The 18,586-nt window shown below is 70.0% G+C and carries 20 protein-coding genes; 10 read left to right on the top strand and 10 right to left on the bottom strand.

Going from position 1 to position 18,586, the window contains the following annotated elements; all coding sequences use genetic code 11:
* Positions 1-171: 171 nt before the first annotated feature.
* On the top strand, positions 172-1,101 hold the full coding sequence (locus tag BM085_RS40440) for a hypothetical protein (protein WP_093892043.1): 930 nt from the start codon (positions 172-174) through the stop codon (positions 1,099-1,101).
* A gap of 158 nt (positions 1,102-1,259) precedes the next feature.
* Here the strand turns inward: BM085_RS40440 and BM085_RS40435 are convergent, their stop codons facing one another.
* The 4 genes from BM085_RS40435 to BM085_RS40420 form a co-directional block, all read right to left on the bottom strand.
* Positions 1,260-1,439: a hypothetical protein gene (locus BM085_RS40435; protein ID WP_012895297.1), complete on the bottom strand. Its 180-nt coding sequence runs from the start codon at positions 1,437-1,439 to the stop codon at positions 1,260-1,262.
* 92 nt (positions 1,440-1,531) lie between these two features.
* Positions 1,532-2,053 carry a YbhB/YbcL family Raf kinase inhibitor-like protein gene (locus tag BM085_RS40430; protein WP_218158973.1) on the bottom strand — a complete coding sequence of 174 codons (522 nt, stop codon included), beginning with the start codon at positions 2,051-2,053 and terminating at the stop codon, positions 1,532-1,534.
* 78 nt (positions 2,054-2,131) lie between these two features.
* The gene (locus BM085_RS40425) at positions 2,132-2,986 is read right to left on the bottom strand and encodes an ABC transporter ATP-binding protein (RefSeq protein WP_177245513.1); all 855 of its coding nucleotides are present in this window, start codon (positions 2,984-2,986) and stop codon (positions 2,132-2,134) included.
* Positions 2,979-3,920 (bottom strand): ABC transporter permease, encoded by a 942-nt coding sequence (locus BM085_RS40420; protein WP_093892041.1) that lies wholly within the window; start codon positions 3,918-3,920, stop codon positions 2,979-2,981. The genes BM085_RS40425 and BM085_RS40420 overlap by 8 nt, the downstream gene beginning before the upstream one ends.
* A 504-nt stretch (positions 3,921-4,424) precedes the next feature.
* Between BM085_RS40420 and BM085_RS40415 the strand changes: the two genes are divergently transcribed.
* The 5 genes from BM085_RS40415 to BM085_RS40395 all read left to right on the top strand — a co-directional run bounded on the left by BM085_RS40415 (position 4,425) and on the right by BM085_RS40395 (position 10,066).
* Complete coding sequence (locus tag BM085_RS40415; RefSeq protein ID WP_093892040.1) at positions 4,425-6,056, top strand: peptide ABC transporter substrate-binding protein; 1,632 nt, start codon at positions 4,425-4,427, stop codon at positions 6,054-6,056.
* 122 nt (positions 6,057-6,178) lie between these two features.
* Positions 6,179-7,102 carry an ABC transporter permease gene (locus BM085_RS40410; protein ID WP_093892039.1) on the top strand — a complete coding sequence of 308 codons (924 nt, stop codon included), beginning with the start codon at positions 6,179-6,181 and terminating at the stop codon, positions 7,100-7,102.
* Positions 7,095-8,021 carry an ABC transporter permease gene (locus BM085_RS40405; RefSeq protein ID WP_093892038.1) on the top strand — a complete coding sequence of 309 codons (927 nt, stop codon included), beginning with the start codon at positions 7,095-7,097 and terminating at the stop codon, positions 8,019-8,021. The genes BM085_RS40410 and BM085_RS40405 overlap by 8 nt, the downstream gene beginning before the upstream one ends.
* A 10-nt stretch (positions 8,022-8,031) precedes the next feature.
* Positions 8,032-9,069, top strand: coding sequence for an ABC transporter ATP-binding protein (locus tag BM085_RS40400; protein WP_086577491.1), 1,038 nt, complete (start codon positions 8,032-8,034; stop codon positions 9,067-9,069).
* Positions 9,053-10,066, top strand: coding sequence for an ABC transporter ATP-binding protein (locus tag BM085_RS40395; protein ID WP_093892037.1), 1,014 nt, complete (start codon positions 9,053-9,055; stop codon positions 10,064-10,066). The genes BM085_RS40400 and BM085_RS40395 overlap by 17 nt, the downstream gene beginning before the upstream one ends.
* Positions 10,067-10,164: 98 nt before the next feature.
* On the opposite strand, the gene BM085_RS45050 is transcribed toward BM085_RS40395, so the two are convergent.
* The 4 genes from BM085_RS45050 to BM085_RS40375 form a co-directional block, all read right to left on the bottom strand.
* A complete protein-coding gene (locus BM085_RS45050) occupies positions 10,165-10,572 on the bottom strand; it encodes a hypothetical protein (protein WP_031169853.1) in 408 nt (135 codons plus the stop codon).
* Between the two features lie 128 nt (positions 10,573-10,700).
* Complete coding sequence (locus BM085_RS40385) at positions 10,701-11,885, bottom strand: lipid-transfer protein (protein WP_093892056.1); 1,185 nt, start codon at positions 11,883-11,885, stop codon at positions 10,701-10,703.
* The gene (locus BM085_RS40380) at positions 11,882-12,286 is read right to left on the bottom strand and encodes a Zn-ribbon domain-containing OB-fold protein (protein ID WP_093892036.1); all 405 of its coding nucleotides are present in this window, start codon (positions 12,284-12,286) and stop codon (positions 11,882-11,884) included. Before BM085_RS40380 ends, BM085_RS40385 begins: the two co-directional genes overlap by 4 nt.
* 120 nt (positions 12,287-12,406) lie before the next feature.
* Positions 12,407-13,219: an SAM hydrolase/SAM-dependent halogenase family protein gene (locus BM085_RS40375; protein ID WP_093892035.1), complete on the bottom strand. Its 813-nt coding sequence runs from the start codon at positions 13,217-13,219 to the stop codon at positions 12,407-12,409.
* A gap of 142 nt (positions 13,220-13,361) precedes the next feature.
* Here BM085_RS40375 and BM085_RS40370 point away from each other — a divergent pair, with 142 nt between their 5' ends.
* The 3 genes from BM085_RS40370 to BM085_RS40360 all read left to right on the top strand — a co-directional run bounded on the left by BM085_RS40370 (position 13,362) and on the right by BM085_RS40360 (position 15,161).
* Positions 13,362-13,664 carry a DUF3263 domain-containing protein gene (locus BM085_RS40370; RefSeq protein WP_093892034.1) on the top strand — a complete coding sequence of 101 codons (303 nt, stop codon included), beginning with the start codon at positions 13,362-13,364 and terminating at the stop codon, positions 13,662-13,664.
* 104 nt (positions 13,665-13,768) lie between these two features.
* Positions 13,769-14,542 (top strand): trehalose-phosphatase, encoded by a 774-nt coding sequence (gene otsB / locus BM085_RS40365; RefSeq protein WP_093892033.1) that lies wholly within the window; start codon positions 13,769-13,771, stop codon positions 14,540-14,542.
* A 34-nt stretch (positions 14,543-14,576) separates the two neighbouring features.
* Complete coding sequence (locus tag BM085_RS40360) at positions 14,577-15,161, top strand: hypothetical protein (RefSeq protein WP_093892032.1); 585 nt, start codon at positions 14,577-14,579, stop codon at positions 15,159-15,161.
* Here BM085_RS40360 and BM085_RS40355 read toward each other — a convergent pair.
* Together BM085_RS40355 and BM085_RS40350 are read right to left on the bottom strand one after the other, a co-directional pair.
* Positions 15,148-16,305 carry an MFS transporter gene (locus BM085_RS40355; RefSeq protein WP_177245512.1) on the bottom strand — a complete coding sequence of 386 codons (1,158 nt, stop codon included), beginning with the start codon at positions 16,303-16,305 and terminating at the stop codon, positions 15,148-15,150. The genes BM085_RS40360 and BM085_RS40355 overlap by 14 nt on opposite strands.
* Positions 16,306-16,372: 67 nt before the next feature.
* The gene (locus tag BM085_RS40350; RefSeq protein ID WP_093892030.1) at positions 16,373-17,821 is read right to left on the bottom strand and encodes an alpha,alpha-trehalose-phosphate synthase (UDP-forming); all 1,449 of its coding nucleotides are present in this window, start codon (positions 17,819-17,821) and stop codon (positions 16,373-16,375) included.
* Positions 17,822-17,900: 79 nt separating this feature from the next.
* Here BM085_RS40350 and BM085_RS40345 point away from each other — a divergent pair, with 79 nt between their 5' ends.
* The gene (locus BM085_RS40345) at positions 17,901-18,458 is read left to right on the top strand and encodes an RNA polymerase sigma factor (RefSeq protein ID WP_093892055.1); all 558 of its coding nucleotides are present in this window, start codon (positions 17,901-17,903) and stop codon (positions 18,456-18,458) included.
* Positions 18,459-18,586 lie beyond the last annotated feature (128 nt).

Raw genomic sequence — 18,586 nt, 5'->3', positions numbered from 1 at the left:
GTGGACCGGGGGTCGCTCGGGGCGGTGATACAAATGCCGATGCAGTTTCCGGCCGGCGCGTTTCGTGCAGCCCTTCAAATCGCGCCCACCGGTAATTCAGGGTCTTAGGCCCGCTTTTTCTCATGGTTCCAGAAAAGCAGAGCGGGCCGATCACAATCTGGGAAGGCAATCATGAAGCGATGCATCAAGGCGGCTGTGGCCGTGGCGGCGTTCGGTCTCGCGGCGGCGGTCTGCGCCCCCGCCCAGGCCCAGTCGCGCGACATCCTCGACGGGCAGGACGGGACCGACGGTCTCTCCCACGTGCTCGGGGGGCTCACCTTCGGCCTGCTCGACGAGGGGAACGTGCAGCTCGGCACCATGGGCGACCAGGGGCCGGCATTCGGGACGCGGGATGACCTGGGCCTGCCGGGCGGCATGACGAGCGGCTGGCGGGTCAGCACCGACCGCCTGTGGTGGACGCTCACGGACACCGCCGGGGAGCTCGCCGGCACCTCCCTGAGTGACCCCGTCCCCGGCGCTCCGCTGACCGGTGACTCCGCCCCTGCAGCCGCGCAGGACAGTGACCCCGTCCCCGGCGCCCCGCTGACGGGTGACTCCGCCCCTGCAGCCCCGCAGGACAGTGACCCCGTCCCCGCCGCTCCGCTGACCGGTGACCCCGTCCCCGCAGCCCCGCAGGACGCCGACGCCGCGCAGAACGGCTCGCTGTCCGCCGCCCAGGGACCCCAGAACCTCAGCGACGTCCTCGGCACCGTGCCCACGACGACCACGTCGGCCGCCGAGACCGCTCAGACCTCCGCCGAGGCGGTCGCGGCACTCGGCGACAAGCGTGCCGAGATCGACGGCCTCGTGGACGCGGCGAACCAGGCCGTGCCCCAGGGCGCGGAGCAGGCGGGCACTCTCGCCCCGCTGGTGGGCACCCTGTCCCCGGCCGAGGCCGAGCCGGTCGCCGGGGCCGTCGCCCCGATCGTCCGGTCCGCCTCCGTCGACGAGCTCGCGCCGCTGGTGGGCAACAGCGGTGAGGAGGGCGCCAAGGCCCTCAGCGGAACCGTCCATTCGCTGGCCGACGCCACCATGAGCACCACCAGGGTCGCCGCCGAGTAGTCACGGCGAACGCGGGACGCCCGCCGCGCCGCGGAGTATGCGCGGAGACGCCGCGAGGTATCCGTGGCGGCGCTACGGGGGATGCGCGGAGACGCCGCGGAGTATGCGTGGCGACAGTGAGAGACCGGCCGGTGCGCACCGGCCGGTCTCCCTCTGTTTCAGAGGCCTGGTCCCCGCACGGTGGTGCGGCGGGCGATCTGGGCCTGAAGTCTGGCCATCTGCCAGTGCAGCTCGATGAGCTGCTCGACGAGCTGGAGACGGGGAATCTCGGACGGGTCCTCTGTGGCCAGGTGGTCGATCGCGGTCGACAGCTCTCGCATCGCGCGCCCCCACTCCATGACGGCTTCCTAAGATCGAAACAACGTTCGAATCATAGCGGAACGCCGATCACGATGTCAGTCGATTGCCCGCCCGAGCGCTCGCGTGTCCCTCAGGTTTCGTACACAGGTGCGATATATCCGCGGGCCAGGGTGTGGGCGGTGATGTTGAAGCCCACCACGGCAGGCGGCGTGTCGGCGTCCACGCCGAGCTTGTCCACGTCGAGGGCGTGCACCGCGAAGATGTAGCGGTGCGGCCAGCCGGGCGGCGGGGCCGCGCCGCCGTAGGCGTGGGTGCTGTAGTCGTTGCGGCCGTGCACGCCGGAGTCGGAGCCGGCGCGGCCCGCTCCGGTGGGCAGTTCGGTCACGTCGGCGGGGATGTCGAACAGCAGCCAGTGCCAGAATCCGCTGCCGGTGGGAGCGTCGGGATCGAAGCACGTCACCGCGTAGCTGAGGGTGCCCTCGGGGGCCCCCGACCAGCGCAGGTGCGGGGAGATGTTCTGCCCGGTCGCCCCCCAGTCGTCGAACACCTGGGCCTCGGACATGGTCTCGCCGTCGCGGACGTCGTCGCTCTCGACGGTCAGCGCGGGGACCTGGGGCAGGAAGTCATATGGAATCGGTGGCCGTGGGGACACGATTCACCTCCGGTGGGAGCGTCTTGTCGGTCGCTCTCATCTTGCCCTGCCGCCCGGGGGCGGCGGGGCCCGGCGCGGTCAGGCGCTGTTGTAGGCGGCGAGCACCGCCTTGGGGTCGCCGTCCATCTTGATCTTGCCCTTGTGCAGCCAGATGACCCGGTTGCAGGTCTCCTCGATCACGTCGAGGTTGTGCGCCACCAGGAAGACCGTGCCGGCCTGGTCGCGCATCTGCTTGATGCGCTCCTGGCTCTTGCGCTTGAAGTCGCGGTCGCCGGTGGCCAGGGCCTCGTCGATGAGCAGCACGTCGTGGGCCTTGGCCGAGGCGATGGCGAAGCGGAGCCGGGCGCCCATGCCGGAGGAGTAGGTCGACATGGGGAACTGCACGAACTCGCCGATGCCGGAGAATTCGACGATCTCGTCGTACTTCTCCTTCACCTGCGCGGGGTTCATGCCCATCGCGTAGCAGCCCAGCACGATGTTGCGCTCGCCGGTGAGCTCGCGCATCATCGCGGCGTTGACGCCGAGCAGGGAGGGCTGGCCGTCGGTGTAGACCGCGCCCGAGTGGGGCGGCAGGAGCCCGGCGATGGCCCGCAGCATGGTGGACTTGCCCGAGCCGTTGCGGCCGATGATGCCGATGGCGTCGCCGTGGTGGGCCACGAAGGAGACGCCGCGGACGGCGTGCACCTCCTTCATCTGCGGCCTGCCCTGGCGCTTGAGAAGGCGCATGAGGGCGTTGGCGGCGTTGCCCTTCTCGGCCTCGGTGGCCGCGCCGTACACGCGGTAGATGATGTGCAGGTCGTCCACGATGACCGTCGGAGTGCCCGCACGGCTGTCGCCGACGGGGTCCGGGTTGGGGTGCACCCTGACGTCCTTGGTGGGGGCGCCGGGTTCCTCAGCCTTCACGCTGGACAGCTCCTCGGTCAACTCAGCCACGGCCGTACTTCTCCTCGGCTCGCCAGAAGTACCAGAAGCCACCGATCAAGGCGAACACCGCCCAGAATATGCAGACGTACCAGATGTACGGCCGGGGGGCATGCGACTCCATGAGCAGGTCGCGCATGAGCTCGATGTAGGCGGCGGCGGGGTTGAAGTACATGATGTCGGCGATCCACTGCCGGAACACGTCTCCCTCGGCGCCCACCACCTTGCCCTGGATGGAGAAGAACACGCCGGAGGCGTAGAGCCAGGTGCGCATGATGAACGGCAGGAGCTGGTTCAGGTCGCGGGCGGTGGAGCCGACGCGGGCCAGGACCAGGCTGGCGCCGATGTTGAACATGGTCTGCAGCAGCAGGGCCACCGGGATCAGCAGCCAGAACCACGTGGGCGTCTCGCCGGTGACGAGCACCAGCGCGACCAGCACGCCCATGGAGATCAGGAGCTGCTGGAACTCCTGGATCGTGTAGGCGAAGGGGAGCGCCGCGCGCGGGAAGTGCAGGGCGCGGATCAGCGACAGGTTGCCGGAGATCGACTTGGCGCCGCTGCTCACCGAGCGCTGGGTGTAGGTGAAGACGAACATCCCGGTGATGAGGAACGCGGGATAGTTCTGGACCCCCTTGTCCGCACCCAGGATCAGGCCGAACATCAGCCAGTAGATCCCGGCGTTCATCAGCGGGGTGAGGACCTGCCAGAGCTGGCCCAGGGCTGAGTTGCTGTACTTCGAGACGTTGCGCGAGGTCGCGTACGTCATGACGAAGTGCCGTCGTTCCCACAACTGACGCAGGTAGACGGGCAGACTGGGGCGTGCGATGGCACGCCGAAGTCCGTAACGCTCGGCGAGCTTGGCCAGCGGCTCTTGCCCCTTGTCTGGGGTGCCGTTACTCGGGCCGCCCGCCTGGGCGTCCGCGATCGCGGATTCCGGCTGGCTCATGGCAAGGACTCTATTGGATGCGAGTGGTTGAAGTGCCTACGGCGGTGCTCCGCCGCACACATTGGACGGGATCTCCACCAAGGAGGTTCCAGGGCAATTGTGCGGTTCGCCTGCGAACCCCCGGTCCTTCTGCGACGGGGTCAACGTTAGCCCAGGTAGGGGTCATGCGTGGGCAATGGATGCGAGCACTCATGGCCCAGAGGTACTTTGGCATGACCGTTCTCGCCCTATATGAGCCTATATGTCTACTTATGGCCCTTCTGGGGGGTTGGATCGGTCATGCTGGTAGACGTATGGCGCCGAACCGGCACATGCGTGACCGAACTGCAACATCACAGAGACATCTATGTGTGGAGCGGTGCGGGATAGTCGCGTCCGACTGGTGTGGCGTCAGCACCTTGGCCGGGACGGCGAGGAACGGGGGACCACAACCTCCCCTGCCGGGCTGTCCGGGCTACGGGACCTCGATGGCGACGCCCGCCTGCAAAGGGAGGAATTACTACAATGCGCGTTACTAAGGGCGCACGGATCACCGCCGGCACCGCGCTGCTCGCCCTGGGGCTGGCCGCGTGCGGCGGCCAGAGCTCTACGGGCGGCGGGACGGCCTCCGCCGACCAGCCCGTGCGCATGGAGCTCGGTGAGCCCCAGAAGCTCTTCTACCCCGGTGACACCACCGAGTCCGAGGGTTCCGAAGTGCTGGCCGCCGTCTTCGCCCCGCTGGTGAGCTACGACGAGAACAAGCAGGTCGTCGACGACGTCGCCGAGTCGATCAAGTCGACCGACAACAAGACCTGGACGATCAAGCTCAAGCCGGGCTACACCTGGCACAACGACGAGCCGCTGATCGCGCAGAACTACGTCGACGCGTGGAACTACGCCGCCAACCAGGACAACGTCCAGGGTGCCAACGGTTTCTTCAGCCGCGTCGAGGGCTGGGCCGACCTGAACCCGGGCGAGGGCAAGACCGTCTCCACCAAGGAGATGAAGGGCCTCAAGGTCGTCGACGACAGCACCTTCAAGGTCACCCTGAGCAAGCCGTTCTCGCAGTTCAAGACGATGCTGGGCTACACGTCGTTCTACCCGCTGCCCAAGGCCGCCTTCGGTGCGGACGGCAAGGTCACCGAGGCGTACGCCAAGCAGCCGATCGGGCAGGGCTACTTCAAGTTCGACAAGCCCTACAACAAGGGCACCGACCAGTCGATCGACCTGACCCGGTACGACAAGTTCCCCGGGGACAAGCCGAAGTTCGACAAGCTCCAGTTCAAGCTCTACTCCAGCGCCGAGACCGCGTTCAACGACCTGCGCGCGGGCAACCTGGACATCCACGACTCGCTGCCCCCCTCGGCGATCGCCAGCGCCAAGGCCGAGCTCGGCGAGCGCTACATGGACGAGGCCGACGCCGGCGTCGGGTACATCGGCTTCCCGATGCAGTACAACAAGACCTACGCGAACGTGAAGGTCCGCGAGGCCATCTCCCTGGCCATCGACCGCAAGACGATCGCCGAGACGGTCTTCTCGGGCACCCGCGCCCCGGCCGACGACTTCATCAACCCGCTGCTCGACGGCTACCGTCCGGGCGCCTGCGCGGTCTGCACCTACGACCCGGCCAAGGCCAAGTCGCAGTACGCCGCCAACGGCGGCCCGAAGACGCTGGAGCTGGGCTACAACTCCGACGGCCCGCACAAGGAGTGGATCGAGGCGGTCGCCAACAACCTCCGCGCCAACCTCGGCGTCCAGGTCACGGTGAAGCCGTTCGAGAAGTTCGCCTCGATCCTCGACGAGCTCGACGAGAAGACCTACGGCGGCATGTTCCGCATGGGCTGGGCGATCGACTACCCGTCGGCGGAGAACTACCTGACCCCGGTCTTCTCCACCGTCGCGATCAAGACCGGCTCCAACTACGCCGGCTGGTCCAACAAGGCGTTCGACGACCTCCTCGCCAAGGGCGACAGCGCCGCGACGCAGGCGCAGGGCCTGAAGTACTACCAGCAGGCCGACGACATCCTGATCAAGGAACTGCCGTACATCCCGGTGTACTTCTACCGGACGAACGCCGCGTTCTCCCAGCATGTCAAGGGCGTCAAGATCAACCTTCTCAACCAGGTCGAGTGGACCAAGGTCGAGAAGGTCGCCTGACGGATGGCTGCGGGCCGGGCGCGTGCGCCCGGCCCCATGGGCTGCCTCCGGGCGGTCCCGCGGCGCCGCACATCCCGGCGGCGCCGCGGGGCTGTTCCCCGAGGCGTGTACGGGAGGCTTGAATGAGCCGTTACATCATCAGGCGCCTGATCCAGGCGATACCTGTTCTTCTGGGCGCGACCCTGCTCATCTACGCCATCGTCTTCGCGCTGCCCGGTGACCCCATCGCGGCGCTGATGGGCGAGAAGCGGATGGACCCCAACCTCGTGGACATCATGCGAGAGCAGTACCACCTGAACGACCCGTTCCTGGTGCAGTACTGGTACTACCTCGTGGGCCTGTTCGGCGGCGACTTCGGCAAAACCTTCGCCGGGGTCCCGGTCACGGACATCATGGCCGGCAAGTTCCAGGTGACCATCAACCTGGCGATGACCGCCCTGGTCATGGAGGCGGTCATCGGAGTCGGCCTCGGCCTCTACGCGGCGCTGCGCCACGGCAGGGCCCAGGACTCCATGGTCCTCGCGTCCACGCTGGTGCTGATCTCCATTCCCACGCTGGTCACCGGTTTCGTGCTCCAGCTGCTCCTGGGGGTCAAGGTCGGCCTCTTCCCCGTCGCGGGCGTCACGGACGGCTGGCGCAGCTACCTGCTGCCCGGCTTCGTGCTCGCCGGGACGTCGATCGCCTACCTCACCCGGCTCACCCGGACCAGCCTCGTGGAGACCCTGCGGGCCGACTACATCCGCACCGCGGTGGCCAAGGGCCTGCCCCGGCGCCGGGTCGTCGGACGGCACGCGCTGCGCAACGCGCTGATCCCGCTGATCACCTATCTCGGCGCCGACCTCGGCACGCTGATGGGCGGCGCCGTGATCACCGAGACGATCTTCAACCTGCCGGGTATCGGCCAGCAGCTCTTCAGCTCGGTCTACCTGCGCGAGCAGTCGGTGGTCGTCGGCATCGTGACCGTGCTGGTGCTGATCTACATCCTGGCCAACCTGATCGTCGACCTGCTCTACGCCGTGCTCGACCCGAGGATCCGCTATGAGTGACACCCTCGCCCCGGCCGCCGGGCGCGCCAGGCACGGCAAGCCGGCCAGGCCCCCCAAGCCGCCCAGGGCCGCCAGCCTGTGGAACGACGCCTGGCACGATCTGCGCCGCCGCCCGCTCTTCATCGGCTCGGCAGTCCTTATCGGCATTTTTCTCATCATGTCGGTGTTTCCCTGGCTGTTCACCTCGGTTGACCCGTTCGACGCGGCGAGCTGCCGGCTCGCCGACGCCCGCCAGGGCATGAGCGGCGCGCACTGGTTCGGCACCGACAACCTGGGCTGCGACGTCTACGCCCGCACGGTCTACGGCGCCCGCAACTCGATCGTGGTGGGCGTGACGACCACGGTCGTCACCGCGCTGGTGGGCGGCCTGCTCGGCCTCGTCGCGGGATTCAAGGGCGGGGCGGTCGACACCCTGTTCTCCCGGATCACCGAGATCTTCTTCGCCATCCCGTCGATCCTCGGCGCGCTGCTCATCCTGGCGGTCTTCCGTACGGGCAACGTCTGGACCGTCATGCTGGCGCTGGCCGTACTGACCTGGCCGATGACCTTCCGCATCATGCGGGCGGCGGTGATCACCGCCAAGAGCCAGGACTACGTGGTCGCGGCCCGGGCGCTCGGCGCCTCCGCGCCCCGGATCATGTTCCGGCACATCCTGCCGAACGCGGTCGCGCCCGTGATCGTGGTCGCCACGATCAACTTGGGGGGCTTCATCGCCGCTGAGGCCGGCCTGTCCTTTTTGGGGGTCGGTTTACGCTCGCCTGATATCTCCTGGGGACTTATGATCTCCGATGCCCGGGAGCGCTTCCTGGAGGCGCCGGGACCGCTGCTCTTCCCGGCGCTGTTCCTGAGCCTGACCGTGCTGGCCTTCATCATGCTGGGCGACGCCGTACGCGACGCCCTCGACCCGAAGCTGCGGTAAGGGGGGACCTGTGAAGAAGACGTCAACGTCGGTGTTGCCGGCCGGGGGAGCCCTGGGTGACGAACCCCTGCTCGCCGTCGACGACCTGCACGTGGAGTTCGTCACCAGGCAGGGCGTCGTCAAGGCGGTCAACGGGGTCAGCTACTCGCTGAACCCCGGCGAGACGCTCGCCGTGCTCGGCGAGTCGGGCTCCGGCAAGTCGGTGACCGCCCAGGCGATCATGGGCATCCTCGACATGCCGCCGGCCCGCATCCCCCGGGGAGAGGTCCGCTTCCGGGGGACCGACCTGCTCAGGCTGCCGGAGGACGCGCGCTCCCAGGTCCGCGGCCAGCGGGTTGCGATGATCTTCCAGGACGCGCTCTCCGCGCTGAACCCGGTGTTCACCGTGGGCTCGCAGATCGGGGAGATGTTCCGGGTGCACCGGGGCGCCTCCCGGCGCGACGCCGAGAAGAAGGCCGTCGAGCTGATGGACCGGGTCCGCATCCCCGGAGCCAGGCAGCGGGTGCACGACTACCCGCACCAGTTCTCCGGCGGCATGCGCCAGCGCATCATGATCGCGATGTCGATCGCGCTCGACCCGGAGGTGCTGATCGCCGACGAGCCGACCACGGCGCTCGACGTGACGGTGCAGGCCCAGATCATGGAGCTCCTCGCCGAGCTGCAGCGCGAGAGCAACATGGGCCTGATCCTGATCACCCACGACCTCGGCGTGGTGGCCGACGTGGCCGACAAGATCGCGGTCATGTACGGCGGGCGGATCGTGGAGAACGCCCTCGTGCACGACATCTACCGGGCCCCCGCCCATCCGTACACCAAGGGGCTGCTCGACTCGATCCCCAGGGTCGACCAGAAGGGCCAGGAGCTGTACGCCATCAAGGGCATGCCGCCGAACCTGCTCGCGATGCCCTCGGGCTGTGCTTTCCACCCCCGGTGCCCCTACCGTCAGGACAACTGCGTCACCGAGGCGCCGCCTCTGTACGAGATCGGCCCCACGCGCAGCAGCGCCTGTCACTACTGGAGGGAGGTCCTCGATGGCAGCCACGGGTGAGCCGATCCTTGAGGTCCGCGACCTGGTCAAGCACTTCCCGCTGAACCAGGGCATCATCATGAAGAAGCAGATCGGTGCGATCAAGGCCGTGGACGGGGTCTCCTTCGACCTGCGCCGCGGTGAGACGCTCGGCATCGTGGGCGAGTCCGGCTGCGGCAAGTCCACGCTGGCCAAGCTCCTGATGGCACTGGAGCGGCCGACCTCCGGCTCCGTGAAGATCAACGGCCGGGAGATCGCCCAGGCCAGGGGCGGCGAGCTCAAGCGGGTCCGCCGCAACATCCAGATGGTCATGCAGGACCCGTACACCTCGCTGAACCCCCGGATGACCGTGGGCGACATCATCGGCGAGCCGTACGAGATCCACCAGGAGGTCGCCCCCAAGGGGGACCGCCGCCGCAAGGTGCAGGAGCTGCTGGAGGTGGTGGGTCTCAACCCCGACCACATCAACCGCTACCCGCACCAGTTCTCCGGCGGCCAGCGCCAGCGCATCGGCATCGCCCGGGGCCTGGCGCTCCAGCCGGAGATCATCGTCTGCGACGAGCCGGTGTCCGCGCTCGACGTGTCGATCCAGGCGCAGGTCATCAACCTGCTGGAGCGGCTGCAGAACGAGTTCGACCTCGCCTACATCTTCATCGCGCACGACCTGTCGGTGGTCCGTCACATCTCCGACCGGGTCGGCGTGATGTATCTGGGCAAGATGGTCGAGCTGGGCAAGGACACCGAGATCTACGACCGCCCCGCCCACCCCTACACCCAGGCGCTGCTGTCGGCGGTCCCGGTGCCCGACCCGGACGGGCGGGAACGGCGTGAGCGGATCATCCTCCAGGGCGACCCGCCCTCCCCGGCCAACCCGCCGTCGGGATGCCGCTTCCGGACCAGGTGCTGGAAGGCGCAGGAGATCTGCGCGGAGCAGGAGCCGCTGCTGCAGATCCGGCCCGGCACCGCGCACGCGAGCGCCTGCCACTTCGCGGAGACCCACGACGTGGTGCACGTCTAGAAGAGGGCCGGGCGCGGGAGGGTGACCCCTCCACATGCGAGAAAAGCCGGAGGGCGACGCCTCCACACGAGATGTGGAAGCGTCGCCCTCCCGGCTTACTAGAGGATGTCGACGCCGATGCCGCCGATGCCGACGAGGCCGCCGATGCCGACGCCGTGGCCGACCCCGCTGCCGTTGCTGACCACGTTGCCGCTGCCGCCGTAGACGCCCGGACGGATGCCGCCGCCATAGACGCCGCCGCCGTAGACGCCGCCGCCGTAGACGCCGCCGCCGTAGACGCCGCCGCCGTACGCGTACGCGCCGGCGCAGGGAGAGGCCGCCACGACGGCGGTCGTGCAGCCGCTGCTGTAGACGGCGCCCGTCGGGACCAGGACCGGGGCCGAGACGACGCCGACACCGCAGCAGTCCGCGGCCTTGGCCGAGGAGGTGGAGGCGGACGCGGCGGCGGCAGGCGCGAGGATGGCGATGCCGACGCACGCGGAAGTGATGAGAAGACGACGAATCATGTGTTTGTTCCCCCCCGTAAGGAAGCCGCGGCAGTGTCCGGACTTGGAACGTTCTGGCTGCTCGCGGCTACTCAACGTAACGGGAGCGACACTATCCATCGACATGCTTTGTAACGGTGCCGAGATGGTCAGGTTGTAGTAATGATCGCGGAGCCGTGGCCGAACAAACCTTGGTTCGCGGCCAGTCCGGCCCGCGCCCCTTCCACCTGGCGCGCCCCCGCCCTGCCCCGTAACTGCCAGGTCAGCTCGCAGACCTGGGCGATGGCCTGGGCGGGGACGGCCTCGCCGAAGGAGGCGAGCCCGCCGGAGGGGTTCACCGGGATCCGGCCGCCGAGCGCGGTGTCCCCGGCGCGCAGCAGCTTCTCCGCCTCGCCCGGCGGGCACAGGCCGACATCCTCGACCCAGTCGAGTTCCAGCGCGGTGGACAGGTCGTAGACCTCGGCGAACGACAGGTCACCGGGGCCCAGGCCCGCCTCCTCGTAGGCGGCGTGGGCGATAGAGGCGCGGAAGGTCCGTTCGGGGGGCGGCACCGCCGCGGTGGAGTCGGTGGCGAAGTTCGGCAGTTCGAGCACGGTGCCGGGGAAGGTGGGCGTCACAGTGGAGACGGCCGCGAGCCGTACCGGACCGCTCGCGCCGTGGCGGCGGGCGAAGTCGTCGGAGGCCAGCACCAGCGCGGCGCCGCCGTCGGAGGTGGCGCAGATGTCCATCAGCCGCAGCGGGTCGGCCACCATGGGGGAGGCGAGCACCTGTTCGGCGGTGGTGGTCCGGCGGTAGCGGGCGTTGCCGTTCAGGGAGCCGGCGAGGGCGTTCTTGACCTTGACGGCGGCGAAGTCCTCGGCGGTGCTGCCGTACAGGGCCATCCGCCTGCGCGCGTAGAGCGCGAAGTACGCCGGGTTGGTGGCGCCGAGCAGCCGGAACCGGAGCCAGTCGGGGTCGTCCGGGCGGTCGCCGCCCACCGGCTTGAAGAACCCCTTGGGGGTGGAGTCGGCCCCGACGACCAGCGCCACGTCGCAGAGCCCGGCGAGGATCCGGGTGCGGGCGATGTCGATGGCCTGCGCGCCCGAGGCGCACGCCGCGTAGCAGGACGCGATCCGCGCGCCGTTCCACCCCATGGCCTGGGCGAACGTCGCGCCGGCGACGAATCCCGGGTAGCCGTTCCTGATCGTGTCGGCGCCCACCACGAACTGGACGTCGCTCCAGGCCAGGCCCGCGTCGCGCAGCGCGGCCCGGGCGGCGGCCACGCCGTACTCGGTGAAGGGCCGTCCCCACTTCCCCCAGGGGTGCATCCCCGCGCCCAGGATGACGGCGCTCACGGCCTGCCCCACATCCACACCGGCGGGCCGTCGGCGAGCGGTCCCCAGGTCAGCTCCAGCTCCATGCCCACGTGCAGGTCCTCCACGGTCAGGTCCTTGACCTGGCCGAGCACGACGATCCCCTCCTCGGCGAGCTCCACCGCCGCGAGCGTCACCGGGACGTACGGCTCGGCCGTCACGAACGGCGCGGGAGGCGGGTAGCAGGCGTTGGTGTAGGACCAGACGGTGCCCCGCCGCGAGAGCCGGGTCCCCGTCAGGTCCTCGCCGTCGCAGTGGGGGTTGCGGCACAAGCCCGTCTGGGGCGGGAAGTAGACGGTCCGGCAGTCGGAGCAGCGGGTGCCGAGCAGATGCGCGGTGCCGTCGTCCACGGTGAACCAGCCGTCGATCACGGGTGCGGTCATAGGGCAAATATGACACAAGCGCTTGCTAGGTAACATCCCCTGGGGGATCGGGCGGCCGCCTCACCCGGACGAGGGAGCGGGCGGCGTCTCGGGCGGCCGCGCCGAGGGGCCGTGGCCGCCTCACCCGGACGAGGGGGCGGGGGACAGCCGCACGTGGGCGCCCGGCGGAAGGCCCAGCCGCTGGGAGGCGTCGCCGGAGTTGACCGCCAGCGCGACCAGCCCCGCCGAGTCGGCGAAGGCGACCAGCTCCCCGGGGGGCACCGCGGCGAACGTCTCCCGGAACGGCACCGCGATCTGCCTCCTGCCCAGCCAGACCACCAGCGTGCTGCCCGGCCGCACCCCCAGCGTGAACAGGTCGCCCGCACCGACCGAGAGCTGGGTGTTTCCGTGGCGGTCCACCGACAGCACCTCGCCCTCCACCACGCCCTCGCGCACCAGCGAGGTCGGCGCCGGCAGCGAGACCAGCCGCTCCAGCGGGATCTCCGGCCCCACCTCGGCCAGGCTCCGCCCGACCGCCAGATGCGCCGCCACGGGCGCGAAGACGTCGCGCCCGTGGAAGGTCGGCGAGACCGGTCTCCTGAAGAAGTCCTCGTTGACCAGCTCGTAGGCCGCCTTCGCGCCGCCGCTGGCGTGGACCGCCCAGGACAGCACGCCGTTGTCGGGGCCGAGGAACACGTGGTCGCCCGCCTCGACCGCCACGGCCCGGCGCGAGCCGCCCCCGGGGTCCACCACGGCGATGTGCACGCCGGCGGGCAGATAGGCGATCGTCTGCGCCAGGATCGCCGCCGCGCGCCGTACGTCCCCGGACGGGACCAGGTGGGACACGTCGATGATCCGCGACTCCGGCGAGATTCCGACGATCACGCCGTGGCAGGCGGCGACGTAGCCGTCCTCCAGGCCGTAGTCGGTGAGAAGGGTGATGACTGAGGTCACATCTGGTGACTGTACGTCCCCGCATCCGTCGTGAACAGCCGGAAATGCATGCGTCGTAACCAGCCCGAAATTCCCGACTATCCTGGCAGCGGGCCGCGTGTGCGCGGTGTGATCATCGCGTGCCCGACCGAGGAGGACAGCAATGGACACCGCGCCGACCCCCGGTGACGGCGCCGCCCGGGAACCGGCCCCGCGGGCCCTCACGGACAGGGAGCGGGGACTTCTGGTCTTCGAGCGCCAGTGGTGGCGCCATGCCGGCGCCAAGGAACAGGCCATCCGCGAGGCCTTCGACATCTCGGCCACCCGCTACTACCAGCTCCTCGGCGAGCTCATCGACCGGCCCGAGGCGCTCGCCCACGACCCGATGCTGGTCAAGCGCCTGCGCCGGCTCCGCGAGACGCGCCGGCGCGACCGCGCCGCCCGGCGCATGGGCTTGCGCCCCTGATCTCTGGGTACGGCCAGTCAGACAGGCAGCCGGGCCGATCCTCTGGGGGGGCGAACAACCATGAGCCGGACAGGGTGGCGGAGCCGACGAGAGGTCGGGCGAGCATGACCGTGAACACTTCCGACGGAATGCGGGCGATCCTGGACGACCCCACCGGGGCCGTGATCGGACTCGACTTCGACGGCACGCTCTCCCCGATCGTGCCCGACCCCGACTCGGCCAGGATCCACCCGGACGGTCCCGCGGTGCTGGCCAGGCTCGGCGAGCTGGTCGGCGCCGTGGTGGTCGTCACCGGCCGCCCGGCCGCCACCGCCGTCGAGTACGGCTCCCTGGCCCGGGTGCCGGGGCTGGTCGTGCTCGGCCACTACGGCCTCGAACGCTGGGAGGCGGGCAGGCTCACCGCGCCACCCGTCCACCCCGGCCTGGCCCGGGTCCGCGCCGGACTGCCCCCGCTGATCGCGAGGTTCGACGGGACCCGGTTCGAGGACAAGGAACGGTCGGTGGCCGTGCACACGCGGCAGACCGCCGACCCGCAGGCCGTGCTGGAGGCGCTGCGCGAGCCCGTCGCCAAGCTGGCGGCCGAGGCCGGGCTGACGGTCGAGCCGGGCAAGTTCGTGCTGGAGCTGCGTCCGCCGGGAGTGGACAAGGGAGTGGCGCTGAGCACCTTCCTGAAGGAGCGGTCGGCCCGGTCGGTGCTCTTCGCCGGGGACGACCTGGGCGATCTGCCGGCCTTCGCGGCCGTGCGGGAGTCCGGGCTGCCCGGCGTGACGGTGTTCAGCGGGTCGACCGAGATCGCGGTGGAGGCCGACATCGTCGTGGACGGGCCCTCCGGGGTGATGGAGCTGCTCGGCTCGATCGCCGATGCCATTGGGCGTTAAGTCGTTGGCAAGTCGGGACAAGTAGCTTCCTCGCATGAGAAAGACCGCTTACGCCCTCGCCGCGCTGGCCGGCGCCGCCATGCTCGTCACCCCGATGACCGCCTCCGCCTCGACCGCCTCCGCCTCGGCCACGCAGACCCTGTCCTTCCGCGGGATGAACCTGACGATCCCCTCCAGCTGGGAGGTGTATCGCGACGGCGACCGGGTCAAGGTGATAACCGGGGCGTGCGGCAAGCCCTCCGCCGGCTACTTCACCCCGAAGTGGGACGCCTTCTGGCTGTTCGGCCCGAAAGTGATCAAGTACGGGCACGAGGGTTTCTCGGCCTACACGCCCGAGCGGCCCTTCTACCCCGCCAGCGACGTGCAGCGCTGCCCGTTCAACGGCAAGCACGGCCAGGTCCTCGGCAAGGCCACCGTGGCCGGGCTGCGCCAGGTCGGCCCGGGGCACAAGGCCCACTACCGGTCCTGGTTCGGCCGGTGCGTGAAGGACGGCAACGGTGAGCAGACCGCGACCTTCGACCAGCGCGAGTGGTTCCTGCCCAAGTCCAGGATCCTCGTGGTGGACGTCTGGAACACCCCCGGCCTGGCGGGCACGCTGAAGCGCGCTACCTGGAGCTGACCAGGATCCCGGTGACGGCCAGCCCGATCAGGACGGGGATCATCAGGAACGCCCGCTGGGTGCCGAACCCGTCGGCCAGCGCGCCCAGCAGGAGCGGTCCCAGAGCTATCGCGACGCCGGCGAAGATCGAGGCCGTGGCCGTGGCCTGGTCCGGCCGCCCGCCGGAGGCGTCCAGCACGCGCGACAGGGCCAGCGGGAAGTGCAGCGAGACCCCGATCCCCGACAGGGCCAGAGCCGCGTAGGAGAGCGCGGGGTCACGGCTCAGCCAGAAGAGCGCCCATCCGGTGGCGGTGAGCGCCAGGGCGCCGACGAGCAGGACGGGGGGCCGTATCCACAGGGCCAGCCGTGCTCCGGCGAAGCGCCCGGCCGCGAGGCCGAGCGTGAACGCGGTCAGCCCCAGCGCCGCCACCGCGCCCGACAGCCCGGTCTGGTCGGCGAGGAGCTTCGCCGCCCACAGGTTGAAGCAGAACTCCAGCGCCACGCAGCAGAACAGCACGGCTCCCGCGGTGTAGAACCGCCAGCCGAACCGGGCCCCGGTCTCCGGGCCGGTGACGGCCCCGGCGTCCTCACGTCCGGGCATCCAGACCCGGCCCATGGTCAGCGCGAGCAGCGCGGTCAGGATCGGGGTCATCAGCAGCGCCGCCCGCCAGCCGAGCGCGGTCTGCGCGGCGAGGCTGACGACGAACGGCGCGGCGACGCCGACGGTCACCCCGACGGCGTTGGCCTCGCTGATCGCCGCCGCTCCCGCCGGGCCGTGGTGGTCGTTGAGCGCGGCCATGCCCGCGTAGAGGGTGATCGACGCCATCCCGCTGGCGACGCCGTACCCGAGGAGGGTGACCGGCAGCGCGGTGCCGGCCATCACCAGCAGCACGCCGGCGTTCATGCCCGCCAGTCCCAGCCAGGTGACCGCCCGGCGGCCGATCCTCCGGGTCAGCCAGGGGAGGGCGAGCCCGGTGAGGATGCCGCCGATCGCCATCGCGGTGCCGTGCAGCCCGGCGACCGCCTGCGACACCCCCTGGTCGACGCGGAGCATCGGGAGGGCGGCGCTGAGGCTGTACAGGTAGGTGGTGAAGGTGCCGATCTGCAGGTAGATGAGCCAGGTCGCGCGATCACGGATCAACCGGACGGGCGTGATCGTGGTCACGGGTTCCCTCGGGTGGGGGGAAATGTCAATGGAAACCATCTCATGGCAGACCAAGCAATCCCAGAGCTCACTTGAGAGCGGCGAGCTGGTCGGAGAACCAGCGGTGCGGGGGGAGCGCGGTGGCCGCGGCGGCCAGGAGGGCGCCCCTGCGGGCGCGCTCCTCCTCGGGCATGACCAGGCCCGCGTGGAGGGCGGCGGCCGTGGCGGAGACGTCGTAGGGGTTCACCAGCAGGGCGTGCTCGCCCAGTTCGGCGGCGGCGCCCGCCTCCCGGGACAGGACGAGCGCGCTGTTCGGCGACAGGACGGGGCCCTCCTTGGCCACCAGGTTCATGCCGTCGCGGATCGGGTTGACCAGCAGCACGTCGGCCAGCCGGTAGGCGGCCAGCGAGCGCGGGTAGTCGTCGTGCACGTTGAGGATCACCGGGGCCCAGTCCTCGGTGGCGTACTCGTCCTCGATCTCCTGGGCGCAGCGCTGCACCGCCGCGGTGTATTCGCGGTATTCGGGCAGGTCGTGCCGGGAGGGGTAGGCGAAGGCGAGATGCACGACCCGGCCGTGCCACTCGGGGTGGGCCGACAGGAACTCCCGGTAGGCGGCCAGCCCCCGGACGATGTTCTTGGACAGCTCGGTCCGGTCGATCCGCACGATCAGCTTGCGGTCGCCGACCTGGTCGCGCAGGGCCGCCATGTGCGACTCGACGTCGGGTTCGCGGGCCCGCGCCCAGAGGGCGTCGCCGTCCACCCCGAGGCCGTGCACGCCGATGCGGGTCGTCCGGCCGCCGTGGGTGACGGTGCGAGCCGTGCGGTCCACCCCGGCGCCGAGCACCGCCTCGCAGCAGTCCATGAAGGCCCCCGCCCAGCGGGCGGTCAGGAACCCCGCGTGGTCGGCGCCCAGGATGCCTTCGAGCAGCTCGATCCCGACGTCGTCGGGGAGCAGGTTGAAATACTCCGGCGGCGCCCACGGGGTGTGCGAGAAGTGGGCCACCCGCAGGTCGGGCCGCTCGCCTCGCAGCATGGCCGGGGCCAGGCTCAGGTGGTAGTCCTGCACCATCACCCTCGCCCCGTGCGCGGCCTCCTCGGCCAGCGCCATCGCGAACGCCTCGTTGTAGGCCTGGTAGGACTCCCACTCGCGGCCGAACCTGGCGTCGAACTGCGGCCGGTTGGGGGTGTCGTAGAGGAGGTGGTTGACGAACCAGAGGGTGGAGTTCGCCACCGCGTTGTAGGCGCGGTGGAAGATCGTCGGGGGGATGTCGAGCATCCGCACCGCTCCGGTGTCGTAGCCGGCGTGGTCGAGCCGGCCGCCGGGCGCGAGCCGTGCCGCGCCTCGGTCGCCGTCGGACAGCGCGGCGCAGACCCAGAGCATGTTGAGGTCTCTGGCCACCTCGGCCAGACCCGACACCAGGCCGCCGCCTCCCCTGCGCATGCTCAGGGAGCCGTCCTCGGAGAGCGTGAAGGAGACGGGGCCGCGGTTGGAGGCCACCAGGATCGCGTTCAATAGACCCCCCTCGCCTAGGGACATGCTTGTCCCGAAGGTTAACCAAACATAACCCTCGACCGTAGGATGTCGAGCGACTGTGACCGCTCGATGGGGGCTCGTGATGGCGCTGGACGAGACGACCGAGGAACTGGCCCGGGTGGCCGCCCAAGGTGACCACCGCGCGCTGGGTGAGCTGCTGAAGCGGATCGAGCCAGACGTGCTGCGGCACTGCGGGCGTATCCTGCCCTACCGGCAGGACGCCGAGGAGGCCTGCCAGGACACGCTGCTGGCGGTGGCCCGCAACATCGGCCGCTTCGAGGGGCGGGCCCGGTTCACCACGTGGCTGCACATCGTGACCGCCAACTGCGCCCGGACCACCTACCGCTCGCTGAAGCGGCGCTCCGCCGAGCAGAGCTCGGACGAGCTGCCGCTGCAGAAGCCGGACGTCGCCCGGGTGAGCGTGATCGCCGGATCCCGGCTGGACCTGCTCGACGCGATGGAGGCGCTGGAAGCCGACAAGCCGGACCTGGCCCAGGCGCTGGTGCTGCGTGACATCTGCCAGCTCGACTACAACGAGGTGGCCGAGCAGCTCGGCATCCCGCTCGGCACCGCCAAGTCCCGCATCCACCAGGCGCGCAAATACGTGCAGAGCGCGCTGGGCGACGCCTACGGCTTCTGATCCCGGCGGGCGGTGGCGGGCCCGTTCACGGCGCTCCCTCGGCGGAAAGTGGGGGATCGCTGGAAATCGTCGTCCGCGTGGCGTGGGGCTTTTGCGGCCTTGATCGGCAACGGCTGGATTAAGGTGGC

The sequence above is a fragment of the Streptosporangium canum genome, assembly GCF_900113865.1.
Classification (GTDB): domain Bacteria; phylum Actinomycetota; class Actinomycetes; order Streptosporangiales; family Streptosporangiaceae; genus Streptosporangium; species Streptosporangium canum.
This window is presented reverse-complemented; position numbering and strand designations above follow the sequence as displayed.

Excerpts from the sequence above, each read along its gene's own strand:
- BM085_RS40370 (WP_093892034.1), top strand. The coding sequence starts at position 13,362 with ATGGACACCGCGCCGACCCCCGGTGACGGCGCCGCCCGGGAACCGGCC.
- BM085_RS40410 (WP_093892039.1), top strand. The coding sequence starts at position 6,179 with ATGAGCCGTTACATCATCAGGCGCCTGATCCAGGCGATACCTGTTCTT.
- BM085_RS45050 (WP_031169853.1), bottom strand. The coding sequence starts at position 10,572 with ATGATTCGTCGTCTTCTCATCACTTCCGCGTGCGTCGGCATCGCCATC.
- BM085_RS40415 (WP_093892040.1), top strand. The coding sequence starts at position 4,425 with ATGCGCGTTACTAAGGGCGCACGGATCACCGCCGGCACCGCGCTGCTC.
- BM085_RS40350 (WP_093892030.1), bottom strand. The coding sequence starts at position 17,821 with ATGTCCCTAGGCGAGGGGGGTCTATTGAACGCGATCCTGGTGGCCTCC.
- BM085_RS40420 (WP_093892041.1), bottom strand. The coding sequence starts at position 3,920 with ATGAGCCAGCCGGAATCCGCGATCGCGGACGCCCAGGCGGGCGGCCCG.
- BM085_RS40360 (WP_093892032.1), top strand. The coding sequence starts at position 14,577 with ATGAGAAAGACCGCTTACGCCCTCGCCGCGCTGGCCGGCGCCGCCATG.
- BM085_RS40380 (WP_093892036.1), bottom strand. The coding sequence starts at position 12,286 with ATGACCGCACCCGTGATCGACGGCTGGTTCACCGTGGACGACGGCACC.
- otsB (WP_093892033.1), top strand. The coding sequence starts at position 13,769 with ATGACCGTGAACACTTCCGACGGAATGCGGGCGATCCTGGACGACCCC.
- BM085_RS40395 (WP_093892037.1), top strand. The coding sequence starts at position 9,053 with ATGGCAGCCACGGGTGAGCCGATCCTTGAGGTCCGCGACCTGGTCAAG.
- BM085_RS40345 (WP_093892055.1), top strand. The coding sequence starts at position 17,901 with ATGGCGCTGGACGAGACGACCGAGGAACTGGCCCGGGTGGCCGCCCAA.
- BM085_RS40405 (WP_093892038.1), top strand. The coding sequence starts at position 7,095 with ATGAGTGACACCCTCGCCCCGGCCGCCGGGCGCGCCAGGCACGGCAAG.
- BM085_RS40440 (WP_093892043.1), top strand. The coding sequence starts at position 172 with ATGAAGCGATGCATCAAGGCGGCTGTGGCCGTGGCGGCGTTCGGTCTC.
- BM085_RS40435 (WP_012895297.1), bottom strand. The coding sequence starts at position 1,439 with ATGGAGTGGGGGCGCGCGATGCGAGAGCTGTCGACCGCGATCGACCAC.